Source organism: Carnobacterium sp. 17-4 (assembly GCF_000195575.1).
GTDB lineage: Bacteria > Bacillota > Bacilli > Lactobacillales > Carnobacteriaceae > Carnobacterium_B.
Genome location: NC_015391.1, coordinates 2,270,230 through 2,293,917 on the forward strand (window position 1 = coordinate 2,270,230; position 23,688 = coordinate 2,293,917).

21 protein-coding genes are annotated in these 23,688 nt (G+C 35.6%); 9 read left to right on the forward strand and 12 right to left on the reverse strand.

All coding sequences use genetic code 11. The annotated features are described in order from the left end of the window. Positions 1-86 precede the first annotated feature (86 nt). Genes CAR_RS10735 through CAR_RS10745 form a run of 3 tightly spaced genes read right to left on the reverse strand, consistent with a single transcriptional unit; the run spans position 87 to position 5,312 of the window. On the reverse strand, positions 87-2,168 hold the full coding sequence (locus CAR_RS10735; RefSeq protein ID WP_013711758.1) for a DEAD/DEAH box helicase: 2,082 nt from the start codon (positions 2,166-2,168) through the stop codon (positions 87-89). Beyond that, entirely contained in the window at positions 2,168-3,496 is a 1,329-nt protein-coding gene (locus tag CAR_RS10740; protein ID WP_013711759.1) for an ATP-binding protein, read from the reverse strand. The genes CAR_RS10735 and CAR_RS10740 overlap by 1 nt, the downstream gene beginning before the upstream one ends. Further along, positions 3,489-5,312, reverse strand: a complete 1,824-nt coding sequence (locus tag CAR_RS10745; protein ID WP_013711760.1) for a tellurite resistance TerB C-terminal domain-containing protein — start codon at positions 5,310-5,312, stop codon at positions 3,489-3,491. Before CAR_RS10745 ends, CAR_RS10740 begins: the two co-directional genes overlap by 8 nt. A 269-nt stretch (positions 5,313-5,581) precedes the next feature. On the opposite strand from CAR_RS10745, the gene CAR_RS10750 reads away from it, so the two are divergent. The 5 genes from CAR_RS10750 to CAR_RS10770 all read left to right on the forward strand — a co-directional run bounded on the left by CAR_RS10750 (position 5,582) and on the right by CAR_RS10770 (position 11,005). Continuing rightward, positions 5,582-6,436, forward strand: a complete 855-nt coding sequence (locus CAR_RS10750; RefSeq protein WP_041556627.1) for a DegV family protein — start codon at positions 5,582-5,584, stop codon at positions 6,434-6,436. Between the two features lie 355 nt (positions 6,437-6,791). Further along, positions 6,792-7,760, forward strand: a complete 969-nt coding sequence (locus CAR_RS10755; protein WP_013711762.1) for a ZinT family metal-binding protein — start codon at positions 6,792-6,794, stop codon at positions 7,758-7,760. 107 nt (positions 7,761-7,867) lie between these two features. Beyond that, positions 7,868-9,124 (forward strand): metal ABC transporter solute-binding protein, Zn/Mn family, encoded by a 1,257-nt coding sequence (locus CAR_RS10760; RefSeq protein WP_013711763.1) that lies wholly within the window; start codon positions 7,868-7,870, stop codon positions 9,122-9,124. 176 nt (positions 9,125-9,300) lie between these two features. Next, entirely contained in the window at positions 9,301-10,107 is an 807-nt protein-coding gene (locus CAR_RS10765; RefSeq protein WP_013711764.1) for a TPM domain-containing protein, read from the forward strand. Positions 10,108-10,378: 271 nt separating this feature from the next. Continuing rightward, the gene (locus CAR_RS10770; protein ID WP_013711765.1) at positions 10,379-11,005 is read left to right on the forward strand and encodes a GAP family protein; all 627 of its coding nucleotides are present in this window, start codon (positions 10,379-10,381) and stop codon (positions 11,003-11,005) included. A gap of 137 nt (positions 11,006-11,142) precedes the next feature. On the opposite strand, the gene lacC is transcribed toward CAR_RS10770, so the two are convergent. From lacC to CAR_RS10815, 9 genes are read right to left on the reverse strand one after another with little or no spacing between them, the layout of a single operon-like run. Further along, entirely contained in the window at positions 11,143-12,081 is a 939-nt protein-coding gene (gene lacC, locus CAR_RS10775) for a tagatose-6-phosphate kinase (protein ID WP_041556629.1), read from the reverse strand. A 13-nt stretch (positions 12,082-12,094) separates the two neighbouring features. Then, entirely contained in the window at positions 12,095-13,084 is a 990-nt protein-coding gene (gene lacD / locus CAR_RS10780) for a tagatose-bisphosphate aldolase (protein ID WP_013711767.1), read from the reverse strand. A gap of 12 nt (positions 13,085-13,096) precedes the next feature. After that, on the reverse strand, positions 13,097-14,257 hold the full coding sequence (gene nagA / locus CAR_RS10785) for an N-acetylglucosamine-6-phosphate deacetylase (RefSeq protein WP_041556631.1): 1,161 nt from the start codon (positions 14,255-14,257) through the stop codon (positions 13,097-13,099). Positions 14,258-14,277: 20 nt separating this feature from the next. Beyond that, on the reverse strand, positions 14,278-15,459 hold the full coding sequence (locus CAR_RS10790; protein WP_013711769.1) for an SIS domain-containing protein: 1,182 nt from the start codon (positions 15,457-15,459) through the stop codon (positions 14,278-14,280). Between the two features lie 17 nt (positions 15,460-15,476). Beyond that, the gene (locus CAR_RS10795) at positions 15,477-15,884 is read right to left on the reverse strand and encodes a PTS sugar transporter subunit IIA (RefSeq protein ID WP_041556633.1); all 408 of its coding nucleotides are present in this window, start codon (positions 15,882-15,884) and stop codon (positions 15,477-15,479) included. A gap of 24 nt (positions 15,885-15,908) precedes the next feature. Beyond that, positions 15,909-16,718, reverse strand: a complete 810-nt coding sequence (locus CAR_RS10800; protein ID WP_013711771.1) for a PTS system mannose/fructose/sorbose family transporter subunit IID — start codon at positions 16,716-16,718, stop codon at positions 15,909-15,911. After that, entirely contained in the window at positions 16,705-17,592 is an 888-nt protein-coding gene (locus tag CAR_RS10805) for a PTS mannose/fructose/sorbose/N-acetylgalactosamine transporter subunit IIC (RefSeq protein ID WP_013711772.1), read from the reverse strand. Before CAR_RS10805 ends, CAR_RS10800 begins: the two co-directional genes overlap by 14 nt. 25 nt (positions 17,593-17,617) lie before the next feature. Continuing rightward, the gene (locus tag CAR_RS10810) at positions 17,618-18,103 is read right to left on the reverse strand and encodes a PTS system mannose/fructose/N-acetylgalactosamine-transporter subunit IIB (protein WP_013711773.1); all 486 of its coding nucleotides are present in this window, start codon (positions 18,101-18,103) and stop codon (positions 17,618-17,620) included. A 19-nt stretch (positions 18,104-18,122) separates the two neighbouring features. After that, positions 18,123-19,892, reverse strand: a complete 1,770-nt coding sequence (locus CAR_RS10815) for a glycoside hydrolase family 35 protein (RefSeq protein WP_013711774.1) — start codon at positions 19,890-19,892, stop codon at positions 18,123-18,125. Between the two features lie 171 nt (positions 19,893-20,063). On the opposite strand from CAR_RS10815, the gene CAR_RS10820 reads away from it, so the two are divergent. The 4 genes from CAR_RS10820 (at position 20,064) to galE (ending at position 23,686) form a co-directional block, all read left to right on the forward strand. Beyond that, complete coding sequence (locus CAR_RS10820) at positions 20,064-20,777, forward strand: GntR family transcriptional regulator (RefSeq protein ID WP_013711775.1); 714 nt, start codon at positions 20,064-20,066, stop codon at positions 20,775-20,777. A gap of 41 nt (positions 20,778-20,818) precedes the next feature. Next, a complete protein-coding gene (locus CAR_RS10825; protein WP_013711776.1) occupies positions 20,819-21,352 on the forward strand; it encodes a 5' nucleotidase, NT5C type in 534 nt (177 codons plus the stop codon). 160 nt (positions 21,353-21,512) lie between these two features. Next, complete coding sequence (locus CAR_RS10830) at positions 21,513-22,691, forward strand: galactokinase (RefSeq protein ID WP_013711777.1); 1,179 nt, start codon at positions 21,513-21,515, stop codon at positions 22,689-22,691. Then, complete coding sequence (gene galE / locus CAR_RS10835; RefSeq protein ID WP_013711778.1) at positions 22,688-23,686, forward strand: UDP-glucose 4-epimerase GalE; 999 nt, start codon at positions 22,688-22,690, stop codon at positions 23,684-23,686. The genes CAR_RS10830 and galE overlap by 4 nt, the downstream gene beginning before the upstream one ends. Positions 23,687-23,688: the final 2 nt, after the last annotated feature.

Here is a 23,688-nt window from a genome sequence, read left to right on the forward strand (position 1 = left end):
TTTTCATTTTTTCCAGTACTAAAGTAAAACACTGATTATCATACTATAAGCACTATAATAAAACGACTTTTATATTTCAGGACCTTTCACAACTCACGTAGAAAAAAGTTTTTCAAAATCCACTTTATTTTCAATGATTTAGGTACTAATTGCATAAATTTTTGGTGGACAATTAATTCTTCAATAGTCTTCTCGTTCTTCTCTAGGTATGCCACGACCGTATCCAGAGAACCTTCATTCTTGTTCAGTCGTTCCATCATCTTTTTCATATTCGGACCTGTGATCAAAGAATACTTGTCTTGCAATTGGTATTCCCCTTCCTCCTCAGCAACACTTTTAATAAGAAGTAATAATGCGATATTAAAACGAGTTCCTTTAAAGGTTACGACACCAATATTAGCTTGATTATCCTCGTACCAATAATTCCCGTCATCATAGACCATTTTACTTTTCATAAACTCAAAATCCTGGTTGATTTTCTCATTGTTTAAGCTTGCGTATGTTCTATTTTTTAACAGCATTTCCATATTTTCCCGCACTTCATTGGAAACAAATCCTGCGTCACTGATAAATTTTGGGGCCTTTCCTTCTGTTGTCTTTTCGACCATAATACGTTTTGCTTTAATGTCTATATCTTTTACATTCCATACCCTACCTGCCAACAAAATTTTACTTTCGAGTTGAATGTCAGGTGTAAACGGTAGACTACCGATACGCTCATGTTGGTAATGAACGGAAAAATCACTGGTTGTCAGAAACATGGCATAGAAATCTCTGAAGCGTAGCAATCGTTCCCCTTCTAAGCCCACAATTGCTTCTTCACCCATGATTTCGATGAACTCTTTTTCTACCATATAGTCAATTAAGGTAACTAAATCGGCATCTGAAATCTCTGTCCATACTGGAAAAAATTTGTTCATTTGCCTTAATTGCTCTAGTCGCACACTTGTTTTTTGGAAAAGTATGGCCATAATCTGATGTGCCAATGCATTGTATGGCACATCAATCATTTCCGTAGCGTCCATTTTTTTTCTTTCCAGTAAATCCAAAGCCGAATAAGTTTGAAGCATGTCCCAAGGGTCATCTTCCACGATATGTAAGATGCTCTGATGCGTTCTACGGCCACTTCGCCCTAAACGTTGGCTGAGAGAGGATGTGGATGGAGGTGAGTTATACTGTACCACGCTATCCACTGTTCCAATGTCTATTCCCAATTCTAACGTCGAAGTACAAGTAATCGTAAACAGATTCTGCTCGTTGTTTTTCGCAAAAAATTCAACTTCTTCTCGTAAGACTTTATCCACTGATGAGTGATGTGCAAAGTATCGAATAGGAAAATTCTCTTTCGTAGCCATTTTTTCCAATTTATGGGTGATTTCTTCTACTTTATTCCGCGAATTTGGAAAAACCAACATCGTTTCTTTTTGGGAATACTGATAGATAGCGGCTAAAGATTTTCTTGAAATAAATGGGCCTGCTTCGCCACTTGTATAGTCTATTGTAACGAGTAGATCATTTTTATCAGAGTCTACGAGAATATCTGTGTTGCGATTGCTTCCAAAGAAATCTTTTGCATAACTAAAATCTATCTTGCTTAGGGTCGCACTCATTGCAATGAATCGTGGATTCTGCATGAATAGACTAATCCGCTGTATCAGGGATTGAAGGTGGATCCCACGTTCCGTTCCCAGAAAACTATGCAGTTCATCAATGATAATCCATTCTACCCCTTGAAATAACTGTTGTGCTTCACCAGGACGGTTCACTAGCATACCTTCAATAGACTCGGGTGTAATCAGTAGAATACCTTTTGGATCTTTTACAACCTTTCTTTTTTGTGCTTGGGATGCCTCACCATGCCATCTGGTAATTGGAACATCTAAATATAGACATAGTTCACTAATGCGTTGAAATTGGTCATTTATTAAGGCTTTTAATGGTGAAATGTACAATATCTTAAGTCCAGCATCCCAATCTTCCACACCATTTACTGCCGGAATAAAAGCTGCTTCTGTTTTTCCTGAAGCGGTCGGCGCAGACAAAATGAGATTATGATCTGTATCAGCGATTTGTTTGATAGATGCACTTTGTATTCTAGTTAATTTTGACCAGCCTTTATCGTATATATAGTGTTGAATATCTCTTTTTAAACTATCAAAAGCTTGCATCAGTAAACCTCTATTTCATCATGGTCATCAGTGTCTTTCTCCACCATGGAAGTCTTTATTCCAAAGCGTTCAGTAAGAATTTGAGTAAAGGAGTACTCCTGGTTTTGGCGTAGTAGAGATAAAATTTCAATGTAATCTTTAATTACCGCACGCGGTGTCAAGAAGGCCTCTGCACCTGGGCGGTTCAACTGTGCTTCCATGTATTCTTCAATATCGCCATCCTTTACAATTAAAGCAGTTTGATTAGCGACATTGTATATTTCCAACAGCTTTTTCAAAAGAATAAAAATTTCTTCAGGAGTCAGTGGCTTCAAATCGATAACGGTACTATTTACATTAATATAAGCTTTATTTTTCATCAGCTCATTGCCAAATCGTGTTTTCAAAGCGCCATAGCTTGCTAAGCCTCTTCGCTCATCATACACCGTATTTTTCGTTGCTCCAAAATTTATAAATAATCCTTTTGCTTCATTCGTTTTTGTTTCGTTATACAAATTGAGGATCATTTCATAATTTTTTTCCCTTGTCAGCGATCGAGGTAATTTGTACAAATTGACTGATTCATCAAAATTGATGACAAATCCTTTATAACCAATTTTCAAAAATAATTCTGCTAGATTTTTTAATGCAATAAGATAATTTGAATCGTTGATGATATTTTTGATCCCTAATTCTTTAGAAGCTTCTGTTTTGGTCGTGATATCCCCACGAATCCATCGAATAGCTTCAATTTGAAGAGAAACATTGTCTTCTGCAACTCCTTCAAAATATTTCATCAGCGCTTGCCCAAACTCATAGGATAATCCCGATGAGTAAAAAGAGTTCGTTGTCTTTAAAATGATGTTTTCCACTAATTTCCAATTAGATTTTTCTAGCAATGTAGCAACGGCAAGCTCACTTTCTGCAGCAATCTGCTCGAGTAGTCCTTGAATCCATTGTTGTACGATTGTTTCAATTGCATTCCCATTACGGTTATTCTTGATCGTTATTTTATTGACGACTTCATTATAAAGCGCTAGAGCTTTTCCAGACGAATCGTAAAAACGTCGTGTTGGAGTTAAATCAATTGTGGATACCACGAAATTCTTTTGAAGTGCTAACGATTCGATCGTCCGCAAAACGAAACTTTTCCCAGATCCAAAATCCCCCACCCAAAAACGCAAATCACTATTGCCGTCTTCTAATTTTTGTAAGGTGGCGATAATTTCCTCGACTTCATTGCTTCTCCCTACTAGTACGTGCTGTACTCCTCTAATGGGAACAACACCAGCTTCTAAAGAGTCAATAATTGCTTGGGCATCCTTCTTTCTCAGTTTCTTTTCAACCATCGATCCATTCCCTCATTTCTTCCATAAAATCATCCTCAATAAGTATTTGCTGTTGATAAATAGTTAATACTTGATCATCAAATACTTCGTATAAAATTTCATTTAATTCATTAAGATATGCTTGATAGAGCTTGCCTTTGTTAGCAGCTTGTTGTTTAAACTTTTCTAAAGATATTCCATTGTTTCGCACTAAGTAGCTCAAGAATTCCATTTGCTCCGTTGGTTGGCTTACTTCTTGTTCATTCGCATTCGCCTCTTCTAAAATAGAGACAGACACAGCATTGTTAGATTCCAACTGCTCTGTTGCCACCGATATCTCCTTGTAAACAAGAGTGTTTGGAACTCTATCTGGATTTATTTCTTCCTCACCCAAATAATCATCCACCATATCAATGATATTATACAGCGCTGAATTGGATGCGGTGATCAATTCATTGTCCAACTTGATTTTTCTTCGTGCCGGCTGCGCTAGTTTATCCAACAATGCTGGTAGATTTTCGTAAACTAACTCTTGGGCAATCAACAACTCTTGATACTCTTCTTGTCGGGTTGAATGAATGAAGTCATCACGTTGCTTTTGTTGTGCTTTTATTAATGGCAATTCCCTCTTTTCCATTAAGAAAATAACTACCCTGTGTTTATTCGAATCGGTGCTATTTTTGATTACCTTAGTGGCTATTTTTTTCAAATCTGGATCTTTGGCTATATCTTCAAGAAACATACTAACTTTTCCAACTGGTTGATCAATAATAAAATTAGCCGCTTCATTCCATGCAGTCTTGTACACCGTTCTCAAACTTATTATGGTTGGGTAATCAAAGTCTAAATCAGTCTTTTGGTTCAGATTCTCTTGGATTTTCTGAACGGTTTCTTTTGGCAAATACTTTTGCAGACTTTGTTGGCTCTCTTCAGCAGCTAACAAACGAAACCCTTCGATTTCTTTGCGAATACTGTTTTCAGTAAAGAGATAGATATCAGCTGATAGACGATTGGTTTCATTCCAAAGACGAGAATCATCCATTGGCAACTGGAAATATTGCCTGAAATAATTATTAGGCTTTATTTTCCAGCTAATTGTTTCATCTTCTAAGTCATCTAATACAATTTGTAACAGTTCTGTGTATTTCTGCAAACAAAGGGTCATAAGGGCTGGTAGTTCAGTAAACTTGGTGGGTCTTTTCATTAATTTATTGAAATAATTCATTTCAGTACTATTAAATATCTGTTCATTTCGTAACTCTCCTGATGGATCCCACCAGATAATTTTTGTACCAAAGGAGGTTAATCTAAATTGTTCTCTCGTTTCTTCATCCGGAAAGGGAAGGCTTTGACGGTGTTCATCGATTTCTTTCATAAGAAAGTGACAGATATCCTTAGATAGCATAGTCTTTATTAGATAAGATATAAAATCAGCCGATGCTTTACTCTCTTGTCTGTAATATGAACAGACTACATCTTTGGATAGCCGATAAATTTCGTCAAAAACAGATTCCCGATAATAGTAATGCTCAGACTTCACATGTTTGATATTTTTACGTTTCTTTTTCAATTCCACATCAACAACATCACATATTCTATTAAATAATGCATCAATTTCTCGTTCTAATTGAGGGGTGAAATTATCATTCATTCTTATATAGGGCGTAATATATCTTGCCCATGCTTTTTTTTCATCCTTTTTAAACTGTTTCTTTTTCACAATAACATCTCTTGGATTAATAAAGGATTCTTCATTATCTACTAGTTCGATTATGGACATTTTTTGTTGTTCGGTTAGTTGCTTTTTTTGAAATAAATTGTTTAGAAATTCAAACATTTTTAGAACTCCCCCTTTCCAATTTACTAGGCAGAATATCCTCTAAGTATACGTCTACTGACATGTAGATTCAAGAACTCAAATCCCATTGTTTAAGGAATATATATCTTTATATCAGTATCCTAATAGAAAAATATGGATCAAAAATTTATGTGACCATTACAATTATCAAAAATCGAAAGAAACGCTTAATATCAGTATAACTTCCTCTTTGCTTATGATATGATTACCATAACTACGTATACTAGAAATTAAAACAGGAGGCAACTATGACAAAATTTATAATCACCACCGAAAGCGGTTCTGATATATCTCCAGAGCTTATCGAGCGTTACAATATTCATGTTATTCCCATGCATGTTACTATGGGTTCGGAGACCTTTGATGACGGAAGTTTTGACGTTGAAGATGTTTATCGTTTTTATGATCAAACAGGTACCTTACCAAAAACTGCGGGAACTACTCCACAAGATAACAGTCTTGCTTTCGAGCAAATCTTTGCAAATTTTCCAGAAGCTCACATTATCCATATTGCTTACTCAGCAGTCACAACAGTGTCTTATACTTCTTGCAATATTGCAGCTGAAGATTTTAAAAATATCCATATCGTTGATAGTAAAAATGTTTCTGGCGGCTTAACTGCTGTGATTGTTGCAACTGCAAAATTCATTGAAAATAATCCAAATACCACTGCTGAAGAGATTGTTGCTTTTGTGGAAGATGTCCGTGAACGTACACGTTTTGTTTTCTTGCCTCAGTCATTACTTTATCTGAAAGCTGGAGGACGAGTTTCAAATGTAGCCTATCTTGGTGCCTCTCTTTTGAACCTTCACCCTACTATTATTCTTAAGGACGGCTATTTAGTGGCTTCGAAAAAATATCGTGGATCATTTGATCGCTGTTTGAAAAATACCGTTAAAGATTTCATTAAAAACTATGACATTGATCCAGAAACTTTGATTATTGGTGGGACAAAAAGATTGAGTGAAGACCATAAACAACTTGCTAAATCTTTGTTACAAGAAGCAGGTTACAATGACCCTTCTTGGTTCTCAGCTGGTGCTGTTATTTCAAGCCATGGTGGACCTGGAGCTTTTGGTATTATTGGAATCGAAAAGAAATAGCTCATAAAGAAAATCTTTTTAAATTAAATTATTTAATCAAAAAAACCTGCTATGCTAAATCTGTTCACTTACAGATTTGGTATAGCAGGTTTTTTAGAAGCTTTTATTATTAAATGTTTTTGAAATAGTTCCCAACTTTTTTTTGAATTCTAATTTATCTAAATAAATCCTTGGATTTCATATAAGGATTAAAACTCGTTTCTTTCCCGTCCTGTCAGTAATTATAAGTAATAATCTTTCGATTTTTCTTAGACTAAAACAAAAGTTTATATAATTTTGTTGACAATATGTATAGAAAAATGTTAAGTTTTAAAACGTAATGATTACGATTTAAAAACATTGGAGGACGAAATAAATGAAAAAAAAGTTAAGTCAGTACATAGGATTGGTTGCTGTTAGTATTCTATTAGTAGCATGTGGAGACAATGTTGCTTCAGACCAAGAGTCACAAAGTAGTATGAGTGATCTAGCTACTGAAAGTTATGAAAATCAAATTATTGAAATCAATGGTTTAGCAGATCATTACCATACAGGTGATTCTGTTGAACTAAGTGCTCTGCCAGAAAAAGAAACTGAAACAACTCAGTGGCAGTGGTATACAAGAGAAAACGAAGAAAGCGAGTGGAAAGTTGTTTCTGGTCAAAGAACTAAAGACTTTATTGGAGAAGCTACTGCTGATGGGTTAGAAATCAAAGCTGCCTTAGTAGATGATAATGATGAGCCTTATGCTGAATCGGAACCTGCTAAAATTGTTATTGATGACCACCATGGTCATGATGAAGCGAGCAAACAAATCTATGCAGGCTATTTTGAAGATGATCAAGTAGAAAATCGTGAACTATCCGATTTTGAAGGAGAATGGCAATCTGTCTTTCCTTACCTTCAGTCTGGTGATTTAGATGAGGTCTTTGAACATAAAGCGGAAGAAAGTGACGCTATGACTGCTGCAGAATACAAAGACTACTACACTATTGGATATGAAACGACTGTTGATCAAGTTGTTATTGAGGGAAATCAAGTTACTTTTTATGATGATGAGAAAGACTATTCGGGAACTTACGAAAATGATGGCTATGAAATACTTAATTACGAAAAAGGAAATAGAGGCGTACGTTTTGTCTTTAAATTAGTTGACGGTTCAGACGAAATGCCTGAATACATTCAATTTAGTGACCACAATATTTTCCCGGAAGAATCTCACCATTATCATTTATTCTGGGGAGATGACAGAGACACAGTTTTAGAAGAAATGGATAACTGGCCAACTTATTATCCTGCTGACTTAGATGCAACTGGACTTGTTCAAGATATGTTAGCTCACTAAACTATTTTGAAATCAGTCTTTAAATGTACTATCCATAAACAAATTTTAAATAAATGATAGCAATCCATTTGTTAAATGCGTTTAGCAGATGGATTCAGGAGGAAAATATGAAAAGAAAATGGTTTGTTTCAAGTATGCTCAGTTTAGTTGCAGGTGTGATCCTTTTTGGATGTGGACTAGAGCGATCTAACAGCGAAGCAAAGAATAGCTCAGAATTATCAGTTGTTACCACTTTTTACCCAGTTTATGAATTTACAAAAGAAGTAGCTGGTGATCGCGCTGATGTTTCTATGATCATAAAACCTGGAACTGATGCTCACGGTTTTGAACCAAGTGCTCGAGATGTTGCTGCTATAAATGATGCAGATGTGTTTGTTTACAGTAGTGGTGAAATGGAGCCTTGGGTTGGTAGCCTGATGAGTTCACTTGATAGTGAAGACCTTATTGCTGTTCGTACAGCTGATGCTGATAATTTTATTAGTACTGAAACGCATGAACATGAGCATACAGATAGCAGTGATCACAGTGATGAGTCCCTTGAAGTGGATGTGGATGGAGATCTGCCTACTACCGTTGAAGTTAATGGACTAGTTGGTCACTACCATACTGGAGATATTGTTCAACTTGTTTCCGATTCAACTGAGATGAAAGATTCAACTAAACTACAGTGGTATATTCGTGAAGCTAACGCAGACTGGAAGGCCATCTCAGATCAAACACAGGAAACATTTGAGTATGAAACAACTGGCGAAAGTTTTGACGTCAAAGTTGTCTTTTCTGACAAAGCTGGTACTCCATACGCTGAATCAGCTCCTGTTGAGATCGTTCTCGATGATCATGAAGGTTCAGATCCTCACATCTGGCTAGATCCAGTATTAGCTCAAGACCAAGTGACTGTAATCAAAGAGGCATTGATTCAAGCTGACCCTGAGGGAAAAGCTATATATGAAGAAAACGCTGAAAAATTTATTTTAGAACTTCAAAAATTAGATGAAGAGTATAAAACAGCTTTGTCTTCTGCAACTAATCGTGTGTTTGTCGTTCAACATCAAGCATTCGGATATATTGCTCAGCGATACAACTTAGAACAAATTGCTGTGGGAGGCATTTCTACTGAAGTAGAACCTAGCCCCTCACGTATTGCGGAAATCAGTGAATTAGTTAAGGAATATGACGTTCCAGTTATTTATTACCAACAAGGTGCAGACTCTTCTATTGCACAAACAGTAGGACAAGAAACAGATACTGATATAGAAGTTTTATATGACCTTGAAAGTGTCTCTCAAGAAATGCAAGACGAAGGAATGGACTATCTAAGTTTAATGCGTAAGAATTTGGAGGCTTTACAATTAAGCATTCATTGATTGGTGATTGAATAATTGTAATAGTTTATTATTTTAAGAGAGAGAACCCCTTTTTTCACAAAGGAGTTCTCTCTCTTTTTAATACTTAAATTCTAAGAAACATTTAACATATGGTACACTAAAACTCTAAAAGACATTCTAGCCTTTTTTTAAGGAAATGGAGAATCGATAAAACTATGCATACTTTTAATGATAAACCGTTCCCTATAATTCGGATTGTTTTTACTGCCTTATTTTCCCTCTTATTCTTACACGCTCAACCAGCAGCTGCAGCTGAATTACCAGAAGTTTCGCCTGATTTTTATTATTATGATGAAGCTGGGATTTTGACTCCAGAGACAAAAGAAATTATTCTAACGATAAATGAACAATACAACCAAACTATTGAGAAACCTCAAATAATCGTAGCAGTTATCAAATCATTAGATGGAGAAACAATTGAAAACTATAGTGTCGACCTTTTTGAAAAATGGAAAATTGGAAATAGTGACTATGAAAATGGTGTTTTGATTTTATTAGCAGCAGAGGAACGAGAAATTCGGCTTGAAGTGGGATATGGTTTAGAAGGTACTTTAACAGATGGGAAAACTGGAATAATATTAGATGATAATCTAGCTTATTTACGCAACAATTTATTCGATGCTGGTCTACAAGAAATCTTTAGAGATACTACAACCGAAATAAACAATGAATACCATTATGAAATTGAAACTTCTAGCATTCCAGTAGTCACGGAAACACCCATCACTCCTCCACGCGATAATGGTTTTATTCCCTCCACTATCCGTTTTTTTAAGAGTTTAAAACCATTTAACGTGCTTATTATTATTGTATGTATCGGTTTTGTTATTTTCACACCTGGTAGTGGCGGGAGTTCAAAAGTTGGAAGAAATAGAACTCGTTCTGGAAGCAGTAAAAAGTCAAGTAGACGTTCCGGTGGCGGTGGTCGTTCTGGCGGCGGTGGTTCTAGCCGGAAATTTTAAAATTACTCAAATCTATTAGTACTATTGACAGGTCATCTAAATTTTTGTTACTATAGCAATTAAATTGATAACGTTTGGTTTGCTGCCGAGTAAACCTAGGATACACGTATTTTCTACTCCGATAGGCCCTGCAGGAGTAGAAGTTGCGTGTATCTTTTTTTATTTTTAGGAGGAGATTATTATTTTTTCACTTATTAGTCTGACCGTTGTTACTAGTTTTATAGATTCTTTCAACCCTTTTGCTATTGCCCAACAATTTACTTTACAAGGTTTGTTAAAAAAAACACACCACATTTGGTATTACATTGTAACGTTGTTTTTAACAAACTATTTAGCTAGTTTCGTTTTCTATACCGGTGTATCCATTTTAAATGAACAGTTTTTGACAACCTATTGGACGATGCTTAAATTTCCAACTGCAGTCTTAGCCTTTATTGCTGGTAGTATTCTTATTTGGTACAGTATTCGTTCTTTTTTAATCAATTGGAAAACTAGACAGTTTCTTATGGATAAGAGTGATAATGAGTCAAAAGAACTAGAATTGAAGTTTTCTGAAAAAAAAATCACTCCAGCTTCTTTGATAGGTATTGGTTTTACAACTACGGTCGTTGAATTTTCAACAGCTGCTCCTTTTATTGCCTATTTGACAGTTGTTCAGCAATTTCAACCGACACTTGGTCAATTATTATTGCTACTACTAATCTATAACCTTATTTTTTCTTGGCCTTTATTTGCCTTGTATTTTCTGTTTGTAGGTTTTCAAACAACCTTTGAAAAGATATACACACGTATGAACTTTGTGCTACAAATGGTTTCAGCTTTTCTACTTCCCATTTTATTTTTCATTATTGCCTTTTTATTAATAACATATGCAATAAACGCCTTTTTCAGCTTATAATTGGATACAAAAAAATCCGTTACCCTTCATTAAGTGGCTACGGATTTTTTTATATTAAAGTTTTTTTGACATCTTTTGTCTTTAACTGTCTAGCACAACAACTTTCACCAAATTGATTTTAATTTTTTTCAATCTTTTTAAAATGGTTCAACAATTATTTGGCTATAGAGTGTTTGAAAATGTTTTGTATTAATGTGTCCAGTAACAGGTTCTAAAGCATTTAACATGCCCGTTGTCATTCCAGTCTTTATTGTTTTCTCATCAGAATCGTAACGACTTAAGGCGTAAGCTAATCCAGCAATCGTTGCATCACCAGACCCAACTGGATTAATGACATCAATCTTTGGAATCGTTGCACGATAAAACAAATCATTGTGTTTCACGATGGCTCCATCGCCTCCTAGAGTCACAACAATCCATTCAACTCCTGCAAACAGTGAATGATTTAAAGCTTGCTTTAATACTTCTGGTTGTTTGCTATCCAGTTGCATCTGTAATAAATCGCTGAGTTCAGTCAAGTTTGGCTTAATCAATTTAGGTTTTGTCTTTCCTTTTAGTACTTCTTTCAAAGCCTCTCCAGAAGTATCTAGCAAAGTATCAATACCTTTTTCTTCTGCCAACATAATAAGCCGAACATAGAAATCAGTTGGCAATCCTTTTGCCAAACTTCCAGAAATAGTTAACAAGTTGGTTTTACTCAATAACCGCTGAAAAACCTCTACGAATCCTTCAACCTCAGCTTCTTTCACCGTTGGACCAGACTCAAGTATTTCGGTTTGGTTGTGCTCATCATGCAATACAGCGATTGAATTTCTAGTTTCTTGTAAGATAGGATAGAAATCATGCTCAATATCAGTTAAATCTAGCTGTTCTTTGAGTTGATTTCCAAGATGTCCTCCTACTATTCCAGTAGCTTTAACCGGTCCACCAAGCTCATGAACAACACGGGTAACGTTCAAACCTTTCCCTCCTGCTGTTTTTGAAACTTGAGAGACTCGGTTAATGTCATCTAGTTTAAGTTCTTTAATGGAATACGAAATGTCGATAGAAGGGTTCATTGTTACCGTCAGTATCAAATTTGTCCCCCCTTTATTCGCTAACTTCTACTTTTTCATGCCATGAAGTAGCGGTACGCTCTACTACTTTATTCAAACTTTCAATATTTTCTTTACCTTCTGTTTGAAGCCATTTTCTAGCTGCCTCTTCTCCATTTGCTACAAAATGATGGACACCATTTTTCCAAGTTGCCCTTCCACAAAGAACGCCATTAAAAGTAGACCCAGATTCTTTTGCAAAATAAAGAGTGTCTTGGAATAAATTAGCCGATACACCTGCACTAAGGAAAATAAATGGTAAATGAGTAGACTCGCTTTGTTCTTTAAAATACACAGCAGCAGCAGCTTTGGTATAAACTATTTCTTCACCAAAACCTTCAACAGCATTCATATTTACGGGTACTTCAACTTTTAACACATCAACTTTATATTGTGGTTTAGAGAATTCTTTCATCATATCATTTACCTTATGAGGTTTTACTTTAGCGTATTCATTCGAATTATTGTCTTGAATGTCCTTGTCATAAGATAGTAGCTCTAAATAGAAAGGAATATCTTCTCCATAACATTCACTTCCCAAACGTTCTACAAAAGCATGTTTTTGATGATTTATTTTAGAATCTTCATCAACGTCATAATAAAGCAAGAATTTGATAGCGTCAGCGCCTTTATCTTTTAACCCTTTCACAGACCAATCTGCTAATAAGTCAGGCAACCGTCCTGATACTGTAACATCATAGCCCGTTTTTTCATACGCTAACAACAAACCTGCTTCAGAATGACGTGCAGCTGCTGCTTCCAATCCGAATTCAGGATCCAATAAAATAGAAGAAGCATACGGAGTCAACTCTTCAGATACTAATTTTTTAAATTCAATAATACTTTCATCCGTTGGCTCTTGGCCTTCTGATGTGATCATTTTTTTCAAAGCACCTCGTTGGTCAATAGCCAAGGCTTCAATATATCCCTCTTTTGTAGATAAACGATCCATTGCTTCTTTTTTTGATTTTGAAATTTTCAGCATTCTCTTCATCCTTTAATTATCATTTTTATATACTGATACCCCGTTTAAGTACGTTTCATGCAAATTCAATTGAGTATCCAATACTAAGAAATCTGCATCCTGCCCAGTCTGCAAACTGCCACAAAGATCATCGATATGACAGCTTTTTGCTGGAACAATAGAAGCCATTCGAATAGTCTCTTCAATTGTAGCAATATCCCAATCACAAATATTTTTAACAGCATCCATCAATCTTAGAACACTTCCAGCTAGACTTCCGTTTTCTTTTAAACGAGCTGCTCCATCTTTTACTTCAACTGGAAATTCCCCTAGAGTATAATCTCCTTCTGGCATCCCACCAGCTCTCATACAATCGGTGACCAATGCAATGTGTTCTGGTGTTTTAGCTTTTATTAAAACTTCTGCCGCAGCTGGATGAACATGATGCCCATCACAAATCAACTCAGCTATAGTATCTTTTGTCGTCATTGCTGCTCCAACCATTCCTGGTTCTCTATGGTTCATACCACTCATTCCATTGTATGTGTGAACAAAGATAGAAGCACCAGAAGAAACAGCCATTTCAGCTTGTTCATATGTTGCAGAACTATGCGCAAGAGCAACAGCCACACCTTCTTTGACTATTTTTTCTGTAAAGCCAACAGCTCCTTCTCTTTCTGGAGCAATAGCTATTTTTTTTATTAATCCATGTGATAACTCTTGCCAATGATGAAAGATCTCTATACTTGGATCTTGGAAGAACCGAGGATTTTGTGCCCCTTTGTGTTCTTCTGTAAAGAACGGTCCCTCAAAGAAAATCCCCCGAATTTTAGCTCCTTTTACTTCTTGATAGCGATCTCCAATTGTCTGGCTCACTTGATTTAATGTTTCAACATCTGAAGTTAAAGTAGTAGGTAAAAAGGATGTCACTCCGCAACTTAACAAGCCTTCTGACATTGCTTTAATGCCTTCAAAGTCATTATCCATCACGTCATGACCCATGAATCCATGAATATGTGTATCCACAAGTCCAGGAGCAATCCATTTTCCTGAATAATCTAGGATTGTTTCATTCTTATTAGGCAGTTCCTTTATATAGGATCCAAATTTCCCCTCATTAACTGATAAATACCCTTCATTTTCTATTCCGCTCGGCAAGAAAAATCGGCTCGCATATATATAATAGTTCCCCATTTTTTCATCCCTTTTTCTGTTTATATCTTGTATTCGTGTATCGTTACGCCTTTGACTACTCGATTAACGGTTCCAGATTTAGAAGGAGTATCCGGTGTGTTTTTAACTTTAATAGAAGAAAGCAATGACACAGTTTGCGCTGCCATGATAAAAGGTAAAGCAAGATACCCTTCTGGTAATAAAGTATGCTGTTTGTCAAAATCGAATGTTGTACCAGAAAAATTTTGTCCTTCTACAGGCTGTGCGATAGCAATTGTTTGTAGTGCAATTTGGTCTTGGTATACTTCTTCTAAAATATCTAAATCATACTTACGTGTGTATGGATTATTGTTTACAAAGACAAAAACCAGTGTTTGTTCATTTACAAATGATTTAGGGCCATGACGAAATCCCATAGATGAATCAAACATAGTACTGATTTTGCCAGCTGTTAACTCTAATACCTTTAACTGAGCCTCACGGGTCAATCCTGCTAAGCTGCCAGATCCTAAGTAAACAATGCGATTAAAGTCAGCTGCAACTATATTAGCTAATTTATCTTCATTTGATACTACTTCGTTACCCATTTTAATGGCAGTATTAACATAACTTGCTTTTTCTTCTAAAGAAGATTGGTCAAAAACCAGTAAGGCAGTTAACGTCATGCAAGTAAAACTTCCTGTCATAGCGAACCCCTGATCATTAGACCGTTCAGGCATCAATAGCAAAAGATTTTTTTCATCTTTAGAGGCAGCTTTTGCTAAAGCTCCATCTGCTGCACAAGTAATGGTGATGTGTCGAATATTTCTCACAACTTGGTTAGCATTAGCAACTGCTGCAATACTTTCAGGGCTGTTTCCGCTCCTTGCAAATGAAACTAACACCGTCCAATCCTCTTCATGCAGATAATCCTTTGGAGAGGCAACGATATCGGTTGTTGGAATACTTTCAAAAATGAATGAATCTGTGTTACCAGCATTATTTAAGTATGGTAAAACGGTGTCACCAACATAAGCTGATGTGCCAGCTCCAGTAAAAACTATACGTATTTTACTAGATGTCTCTTTTTTTATTTGTTGTAAGAAAGAGTCTATTGTTTCTTTTTGATTTTGATAATTGTCCCAGGCCTCTTCCCAAAGCCCAGGCTGTTGCCTAATTTCTTGAGTAGTGATCGTCGCTCCAAGATCCTTTAATTCATCTCGTGATTTAGTAAATAGTTGCATGTTTACTTCACTCCATTCTATTCATCTTCTTCATCAAAATCATCTGCATCTAGTAAATCATTTACTTTAACGATACTTTCTTTGGTTTCCTCTAAAATAGTATGAGTATTGCCAGTCATCGTCGCATTTACGAAACTGATAATCATTGGCAAGTTCATACCAGTATATAAATTAAATTTAGAACCACTCATAATTTTTTTTGAAACAATGTTGCAGGGAGTACCGCCCAACAAATCAGAGAATACAATATAATTCTCATCTAGCAGATCAGCAACTGTATCAAATTTTTCAGTAAATTCTTTTTCACCTTCGTGTGGCAATAAAGATACTGTAAAAATATTTTCCTGTGAGCCTAAAATCATTTCTGCACTCTTTTTTAATTCTTTACAGAAATCTCCATGGCTTACCAGTATCAAATTGTTCATTCTATTCATTCCTTTACTTAATTCTTATTTTGAAATAACACCTAGTGCTGACAAAGCGATAGATACTACTAATACAATAAAAATAGCTTTAGTAGATGTGATATTCTTTTTGCCTAGTAACCAATAGACAGCTCCAACAATTACTGCTGGCAAAAGACGAGGCATAATCATATCCACATTGTTTTGTACGTCAATAACTAAGTCACCGATGACAGGTGTCCAAGATAAGCGAACATTGATCATAGTTGCAACTAAAGCCCCCACCATGAATACCCCTAATAATGTAGCAGCATCTGTGATAGCAGTAAGTCGGCTTTGCATCGTTGTAACAAGTGAGACTCCTTCTTTATGAGCAATTTCTAGTTGCTTCCACCGGAAGAACATTACAGCGAAGTTAACCAACATCCAGATTAATGCACCGATAGGGTTTCCATTTACTGCCATGTTAGCAGCTAATGCTCCAAAAATAGTTGGCAGCAAAGCTCCGAAAATTGAATCTCCAATTGCCGCGAATGGTCCCATTAAACCAACCTTTAGCCCAGCAATTGATTCTTGACCAGCAATGCCTTCCTCTTCTTCAATCGCCATGTCGATTCCTGTAACGATCGTATTTAAAAAGTTACTTGTATTGAAAAATTGAGAATGTGTTTTCATCATTGATTTCAATTCTGGTGTACCATCACCATACATTTTCCTTAATTGAGGTAAAATCGTATATAAATACCCTGATCCTTGCATACGTTCGTAGTTCCAACCAAGTTGAAATCCAAACAAACTTCTTCTATTGATTTGGTTAAAGTCTTTTTTGGTTAACTTATAATTAGATTTCGTCATCTTCTATTTCTCCTTCCTCTGATACTGAACCATTCATTTGTTGAAATTTCGGAGCTTCTGTAGTTCTTTTGTACTCTTTAAAGGCAAATGCAAATCCTATCAATGCGATAGCTAACATTGGCATGCCTGTAAATGTATTCGCAAATCCTTCTACTACACCAGCTACAGATCCGCCAAGTACTTGAATATTTCCAAATACAGTCGTTAACAACGCCGTAATGACAAAGCCTAAAATCAAGTAAGGTAAATGTTTTTTAACTGGTAAGTATCTTAATAAGATAGCGAAACCAACAGCAGGTAGAACAGCTCCGGCTACAGCTAATCCATTACCCAACCATAATAATTGGTTGTTCAAGACACTAACAATAGAATTGACGAAGCTTCCGCCAAGACTTAGCGCTAATAGTACTGGAATAGCTCTAGATAATGACCAAGATAATGCGCCCATCAGATAGTTGCGTTCAATTCCTTTATAATCCATTTCTTCAATCTTTGTATCAATACGATGTGCAAAGAATGTATTTGCAAATCTTCCTAAGATATCCATTTGAATCATTAATCCAGCTACTGGAACTGCGATTGCTGCAATGGCCTGTTCAGGGTTCATACCAATTCCTACTGAAAAGGCTGTCGCCAATACCGTACCGGAGTTAGCATCGATTTTTGAAGACCCTCCAAATGTACCAATACCTAAAACTGTTAATTGCATGCTCCCACCAATAATAAGTCCTGTTGTAACATCTCCCATAATTAAACCAGCTACTAATCCAGCGAATACCGGTTGAGCAAGACCAGTATAAACTTGTAATTCATCTAAAATTTGATATCCTGCGTAAAGCGTTAACAATATAATTTGCCACCATGCAACTGCCATTATTTTTTCCTCCTCTATCTCTTCTTTAAATGTGTTGTTTTAGTAAATCCATGAATTTTTCTTCGCGATCATTCGGCACCATTTGTGATACCAATTCCACACCGTTTTCATCGAGTTTCTTAAAATTCTCAATGTCTTCTTCTAGGACGTTAATAGATCTTGTAATGGATTTTGATTCCTCAGATTGAGACATATTTCCAACATTGATTTTTTTTATAGGTACACCCAATTCAACTAGCTTTAATAATCTATCTGGTTTTTTTGCGATGATTAGTAATCGCTGTGAGTCATATTTTCCAGCTAGAATATTTGCAGCTGCTTTTTCTATTGATAAAATACTTAGCTTCACCCCTGCTGGAGTGGCTAATTTCAACCCGCTCTTTTCAATTGCATTAGTTGTTACGCCATCATCTACAACCATAATTCTGCTGATACCTAGTTTTGTGGTCCAAAGATTTGCAACTTGTCCATGAATCAACCTTCCATCTATTCTTACAGCTGTTATACTCATACTAATTTTCCTCCTTAGTCTATTTTTTAAATTTTGGTTCCTTTTCTAAACTTATTGATTTTGACCAGATTCCTTCTGTTTCAAAAACAATAATTTCGTTTTCTCCCTTTCTAAAGAGAGACATTGGAGCATATAGTGATAGAGTTGGCCCTACATTCCAAAATCGTCCAATGTTAAACCCATTTACTAGAACGATTCCTTTGCCAAACAACTCCATATTAATAAATGTATCTTCTGGTGCATCAATAGTCACTTTATACTGGTAAAACGATGGAGAATTCTCTTTCCATTCCTTATCAAAGTCAATAGACAACGGTTCTGAAAAATCTAAGCTGTATTGCTCCCAATTGGTGATAAAGTGTAAATCAGACATGACCCCTCTTCGAATCCCTTTTTGTTGTGTATCAGCCAATAGCTTGTGTCCATAATTGACACGTCCCATATTTTCTACTAGTACATCAAGCTGATTAGAACCAGAGATAGGTGAAGCGTATATCTTTTCTCCAATCTCTTCTTGGTACTGTGTAGCTATTTTTTCTTCGTTAAGGAAAAAATGAAGACGGTCGCTGCCATCTATTACACGATAAAATTCTTCATCACTATCTTTTTTCACATAACTTCTATATAGTGTATACCCATATTGTTGTCCTAGTTCTTCCATTGTTTTTGGATATCTAGATTCTTGTTTTTTAGCGATCCGATCAACAATAGAGAGTAGACTTACCTTTCCACCAACCTGAATATTCGTAATGCTCATACTATCTTTCACCAATGGAGGGTGTTGTTCAATATCCGGAAAACTTTCTTGCATCATATTTTTTAAAGCAAAATATTTTTCAGTTGGATTACCTTGTTCATTTAAAGGTGCGTCATAATCATATGACGTGACTTGCGGAAGATCTTTTCGTAATCGTGCTGAACAACCATTCATAAAGCCAAAGTTCGTTCCTCCATGGAACATATAAAGATTTAAGCTACCAATCTCTAAAGCTTCCTTTACATCCTGAGTTAACTCTAGGGCATCTCTTTTTATAATTGGGTCATTCCACCGATTAAACCAACCATCCCAATACTCCATACACATCAAAGGCCATTTTTTCCCTTTTGATTCATGAAATTCTTTTAATTCCTTAAAGTTTTCTTTTGAACGAGAACCGAAATTTCCTGTAGTCAGAATATCTAGATCCGTCATCGTTCCGGCTTCTTGCGTAGCTCTCCATGCTCCGTCTGAAGTAAAAATAGGAATGGTTACGCCTAGTTTCAACATCAACTCATAAAGCGTTCTCAAATATTCTTTATCTTCACCATATGAACCGTATTCATTTTCTAACTGCATCATAATGACTGGACCACCATGATCCACCTGAAGAGGCGTAATTTGTTTAAGAAGCTCTTTATAGTAGCGAGAAACTTTTTCAATAAATACTGGATCAGAAGAACGTATAAGCATATCTTTATACGTTAGTAGCCATGCTGGCAATCCACCGAATTCCCATTCTGCACAAATATAAGGTGATGGGCGAAGAATAACGAATAAACCTAACTCCTCTGCTAGTTGGACAAATTTTTTTATATCCCACTGACCAGAAAATTGATATTCTCCTTCTTTCGGCTCGTGTACATTCCAAGGAATATACGTTTCGACTGTATTAAAGCCAAGAGCTTTTAAATTATATAATGAATGATACCAGTCCTCAGGAAGAACTCGGAAATAGTGAACAGCACCAGATGTTATCTTGAATGGCTCACCGTTTAGTAAAAAATCTTCTTTTATTTCAAATGTATTCATTTGACTACCTCCTTGTAAAGCGTTTACACTTAATATATTAATATACTAAGTTAGTGCCTGTCAATCTTTATTTTAGTAAAAATAGAAAATATTTACTAAAAAAGAAATAAATGGTAAAATCACTTTTTTTAAGTTAGTATATTAAGCAAATGGTATATAAAGGAGAATGGAATGAAAATCCCAAAGTATCAACAGATTAAAGATGATTTGCTCAAAAAAATTGAAGTTGGTGAGTTTAAACATGGCGATCGCTTTTACAGTGAAGCGGAATTAGTTAAACTTTATAATGTTAGTTCAATCACTGTTATTAGAGCAGTTCAAGAATTAGTTAACGATGGTTATCTCATACGTTTCCAAGGAAAAGGCACATATGTTTCTCGCTCCCGTAAACGGAAACTTGTAGAATTTTCAGACATTGAAATTTACGCTGGTGAACCAGAATCGGTTGAGGTTTTAAGTTTAGAAATTCAACATAATGAAGAGAAGAGAAAAGAATTACAGCTACGAAAAAAAGAAGACTATTTTGAAATTGTTCGATTAAGAAAAGTTAATGAAGACCCATTTTTATTGCATCTTTCTTATATTCCTAGTCAATTTATTAAAAAGGACATTCCTAGTCTTAACTATTATGATTCTATTTATAATCGTTTTAAAAGCGACTTTGACATTTACATGTACGATGAGGAATCAAAAGAAACCAACGAAATTTGCTTCCCAACAGATGATTGGGTTGCAGAATTATTACAAATGACAACTAACGAACCTACTATCAGACAAGAAAAGAAAACTGTTTTACAAGATGGAACTGTTGCAGAAGTGGTCGTCAGTTATAAAAAGTGGAACTATTACAAAATAGAGCTCTCTTCATTTAAAGATCAATATTAAAAAATGGAAAAACTATATCTATTAGGGGGCAGCTAAAAATTATGGCAAGAATTGCAATTGATACGGATGAAGTCATCGCAGATTTTTATAGCAATGATTTAAAGGTATACAACGAGCTCTATGAAGCTGAGCTAACCATTAGCGATTTAAATGGACAGTATGTCAGTGAGCTTTACCCAGAGACTGATAAGATTATGCGTTATATACGAAATACTAAAGGTTTCTTTAAAGATTTACCTGTAATTGAGAATGCTCAACATGTGATAAGCGACTTAATGCAAGAGCATGAAATTTTCATTACTACTGCCGCTATGGACTTTCCAAATAGTTTTGATGATAAATTTTATTGGCTTCAAACTCACTTCCCTTCTATCCAAAAAGAAAATATTGTTTTTTGTGGCAATAAAAGCATCATACATGCTGATTACTTAATTGATGATAATATCGGTCACTTTAACAACTTTTCAGGAACGGGATTACTTTTTACAGCACACCACAATAAAAAGATAAACTTCCTCAATCGTGTTGAGAATTGGAAAGCTGTTAAAGATTTTTTCCAACAACTTTCTGAATAATTTTTAAACCTGTCTCAGTTTTTCCCTGTGGCAGTTTTTTTATTACATTTCAAAACGATAATTTTTATTCTTTTAATACTTTTACTAAATTTTACTTGCGTTTATTTACTAAACTATTTAAACTAAGGGTAACCAAACATTAATAGGGAGGAAATAAAAAATGAATTTAACTAAACTGAAAAAAAGATTCAACGAACTTTTTGGACAAACAGATATGAAAGCGTTTTTCTCTCCAGGAAGAATTAACTTAATTGGAGAACACACTGATTACAACGGTGGCAATGTTTTTCCTTGCGCAATTACTTTAGGAACATATGGTTTAGCCTCAAAAAGAGAAGATCAGATTATTAATTTTTATTCTGAAAACTTTTCTGAATTAGGAGTTATTTCGATTGATTTAGATAGCTTAGAATACAATCAAGCAGATAAATGGACAAATTATCCTAAAGGAATGATTAAATTCTTAAAAGAGTCAGGTTATGCTATCAACCAAGGATTGGATATCCTTTATTACGGCAATATTCCAAACGGAGCTGGTCTTTCCTCTTCTGCTTCGATTGAATTACTGACAGGATTTATAGTACAAACGCTATTTGATTTAGACATTGATCGATTAGAGTTGATTAAAACTGGACAACGAGTGGAAAACGAGTTTATCGGGGTTAATTCAGGTATTATGGATCAATTTGCAGTAGGTAAAGGTGAAAAAGATACAGCTATTTTACTAGATTGCAATACTTTAGAATACGAATTGATTCCAGTTGTGTTAGAAAAGCATTCAATTGTTATCATGAACACTAAAAAAAGACGTGAGTTAGCTGATTCTAAATACAATGAACGACGCAGCGAATGCGATCAAGCATTAGCAGAATTGCAAAAAGTTCTTACTGTTTCTTCATTAGGTGCGTTGGATGAACAAACATTTGCTGAGCATCAATCTATTCTTTCAAATGAAACTATTCTAAAAAGAGCACGACATGCCGTAACTGAGAACCAGAGGACACTCAAAGCAGCCGTAGCTTTAAAGGCTGGAAATCTGGAAGAGTTTGGCCAATTAATGAATGAATCACATATTTCCTTGAGAGATGATTATGAAGTGACTGGACCAGAATTGGACGCAATAGTTCAAGCTGCTTGGGATCAACCAGGAATTTTAGGTGCACGAATGACGGGTGCAGGATTTGGCGGATGTGCCATCGCAATCGTTGAAAATGATAAGATAGATGATTTTATTGACCAAGTTGGAAAACAATATTTAAGTCAAATTGGCTACCCTGGCGAGTTTTATATCGCTCAAATTAGTGATGGCCCTAAATTGCTTGAGGAGGAATCAGTATGACCGTCTTAGTATTAGGAGGAGCTGGTTATATCGGTTCCCATGCTGTTGATCAATTAATTGAACAACAATATGAAGTAGCAGTAATCGACAATTTACAAACTGGACACCGAGATGCGATTCATAAAAAAGCCCGATTTTACCAAGGAGACATTCGTGACAAATCCTTTATGGAATCTGTTTTTGAAAAAGAATCGATTGAAGGAGTTATTCACTTTGCAGCGAATTCTTTAGTAGGAGAATCAATGCAGCAACCTCTACAATACTTTAATAATAATGTTTATGGTACTCAAGTAACTTTAGAAACCATGCAGAAATTCGCTGTTAAATCAATTGTCTTCTCTTCTTCAGCTGCTACTTACGGTGAGCCAAAAGAAGTCCCAATTAAGGAAACTGCAGATACAAATCCTGAAAGTCCATATGGAGAAACGAAGTTGATGATGGAAAAGATATTGAAATGGTGTGACAAAGCTTACGATATGAAATTTGTAGCTTTACGGTACTTTAATGTAGCTGGAGCAAAATTAGATGGCAGCATTGGTGAAGATCATTCGCCTGAGTCACATTTGGTACCTCTTATTTTACAAACAGCTTTAGGTCAAAGAGAAGAATTAACTATTTTTGGAGACGATTATGCTACACCAGACGGTACTTGTATCCGAGATTATGTTCATGTCGTCGATTTAGTAGAAGCGCATATTCTAGCATTGGAGTATTTAAAGTCAGAAAAACAAAGCAATATATTTAATTTAGGCAGCAGTACCGGTTTTTCGGTAAAAGAAATACTGAACACAGCACGTGAAGTTACTGAAAGAGAGATTCCTGCAATAGTAGCTGCACGTCGAGTTGGAGACCCTAGCACATTGATTGCTTCAAGTGAGAAAGCAAAAACTATTTTAGGCTGGAAGCCTCAATATACAGATATAAATGATATCATAGCATCAGCTTGGAATTGGCATACAAACTCTCCTCATGGCTATGCAGACATACACAATTAGAA

What these genes read in the sequence shown, in the direction of transcription:
- CAR_RS10735 (WP_013711758.1), bottom strand. Translation starts at nt 2,168, where the DNA reads ATGCAAGCTTTTGATAGTTTAAAAAGAGATATTCAACACTATATATAC.
- CAR_RS10740 (WP_013711759.1), bottom strand. Translation starts at nt 3,496, where the DNA reads ATGGTTGAAAAGAAACTGAGAAAGAAGGATGCCCAAGCAATTATTGAC.
- CAR_RS10745 (WP_013711760.1), bottom strand. Translation starts at nt 5,312, where the DNA reads ATGTTTGAATTTCTAAACAATTTATTTCAAAAAAAGCAACTAACCGAA.
- CAR_RS10750 (WP_041556627.1), top strand. Translation starts at nt 5,582, where the DNA reads ATGACAAAATTTATAATCACCACCGAAAGCGGTTCTGATATATCTCCA.
- CAR_RS10755 (WP_013711762.1), top strand. Translation starts at nt 6,792, where the DNA reads ATGAAAAAAAAGTTAAGTCAGTACATAGGATTGGTTGCTGTTAGTATT.
- CAR_RS10760 (WP_013711763.1), top strand. Translation starts at nt 7,868, where the DNA reads ATGAAAAGAAAATGGTTTGTTTCAAGTATGCTCAGTTTAGTTGCAGGT.
- CAR_RS10765 (WP_013711764.1), top strand. Translation starts at nt 9,301, where the DNA reads ATGCATACTTTTAATGATAAACCGTTCCCTATAATTCGGATTGTTTTT.
- lacD (WP_013711767.1), bottom strand. Translation starts at nt 13,084, where the DNA reads ATGCTGAAAATTTCAAAATCAAAAAAAGAAGCAATGGATCGTTTATCT.
- nagA (WP_041556631.1), bottom strand. Translation starts at nt 14,257, where the DNA reads ATGGGGAACTATTATATATATGCGAGCCGATTTTTCTTGCCGAGCGGA.
- CAR_RS10790 (WP_013711769.1), bottom strand. Translation starts at nt 15,459, where the DNA reads ATGCAACTATTTACTAAATCACGAGATGAATTAAAGGATCTTGGAGCG.
- CAR_RS10795 (WP_041556633.1), bottom strand. Translation starts at nt 15,884, where the DNA reads ATGAACAATTTGATACTGGTAAGCCATGGAGATTTCTGTAAAGAATTA.
- CAR_RS10800 (WP_013711771.1), bottom strand. Translation starts at nt 16,718, where the DNA reads ATGACGAAATCTAATTATAAGTTAACCAAAAAAGACTTTAACCAAATC.
- CAR_RS10805 (WP_013711772.1), bottom strand. Translation starts at nt 17,592, where the DNA reads ATGGCAGTTGCATGGTGGCAAATTATATTGTTAACGCTTTACGCAGGA.
- CAR_RS10810 (WP_013711773.1), bottom strand. Translation starts at nt 18,103, where the DNA reads ATGAGTATAACAGCTGTAAGAATAGATGGAAGGTTGATTCATGGACAA.
- CAR_RS10815 (WP_013711774.1), bottom strand. Translation starts at nt 19,892, where the DNA reads ATGAATACATTTGAAATAAAAGAAGATTTTTTACTAAACGGTGAGCCA.
- CAR_RS10820 (WP_013711775.1), top strand. Translation starts at nt 20,064, where the DNA reads ATGAAAATCCCAAAGTATCAACAGATTAAAGATGATTTGCTCAAAAAA.
- CAR_RS10825 (WP_013711776.1), top strand. Translation starts at nt 20,819, where the DNA reads ATGGCAAGAATTGCAATTGATACGGATGAAGTCATCGCAGATTTTTAT.
- CAR_RS10830 (WP_013711777.1), top strand. Translation starts at nt 21,513, where the DNA reads ATGAATTTAACTAAACTGAAAAAAAGATTCAACGAACTTTTTGGACAA.
- galE (WP_013711778.1), top strand. Translation starts at nt 22,688, where the DNA reads ATGACCGTCTTAGTATTAGGAGGAGCTGGTTATATCGGTTCCCATGCT.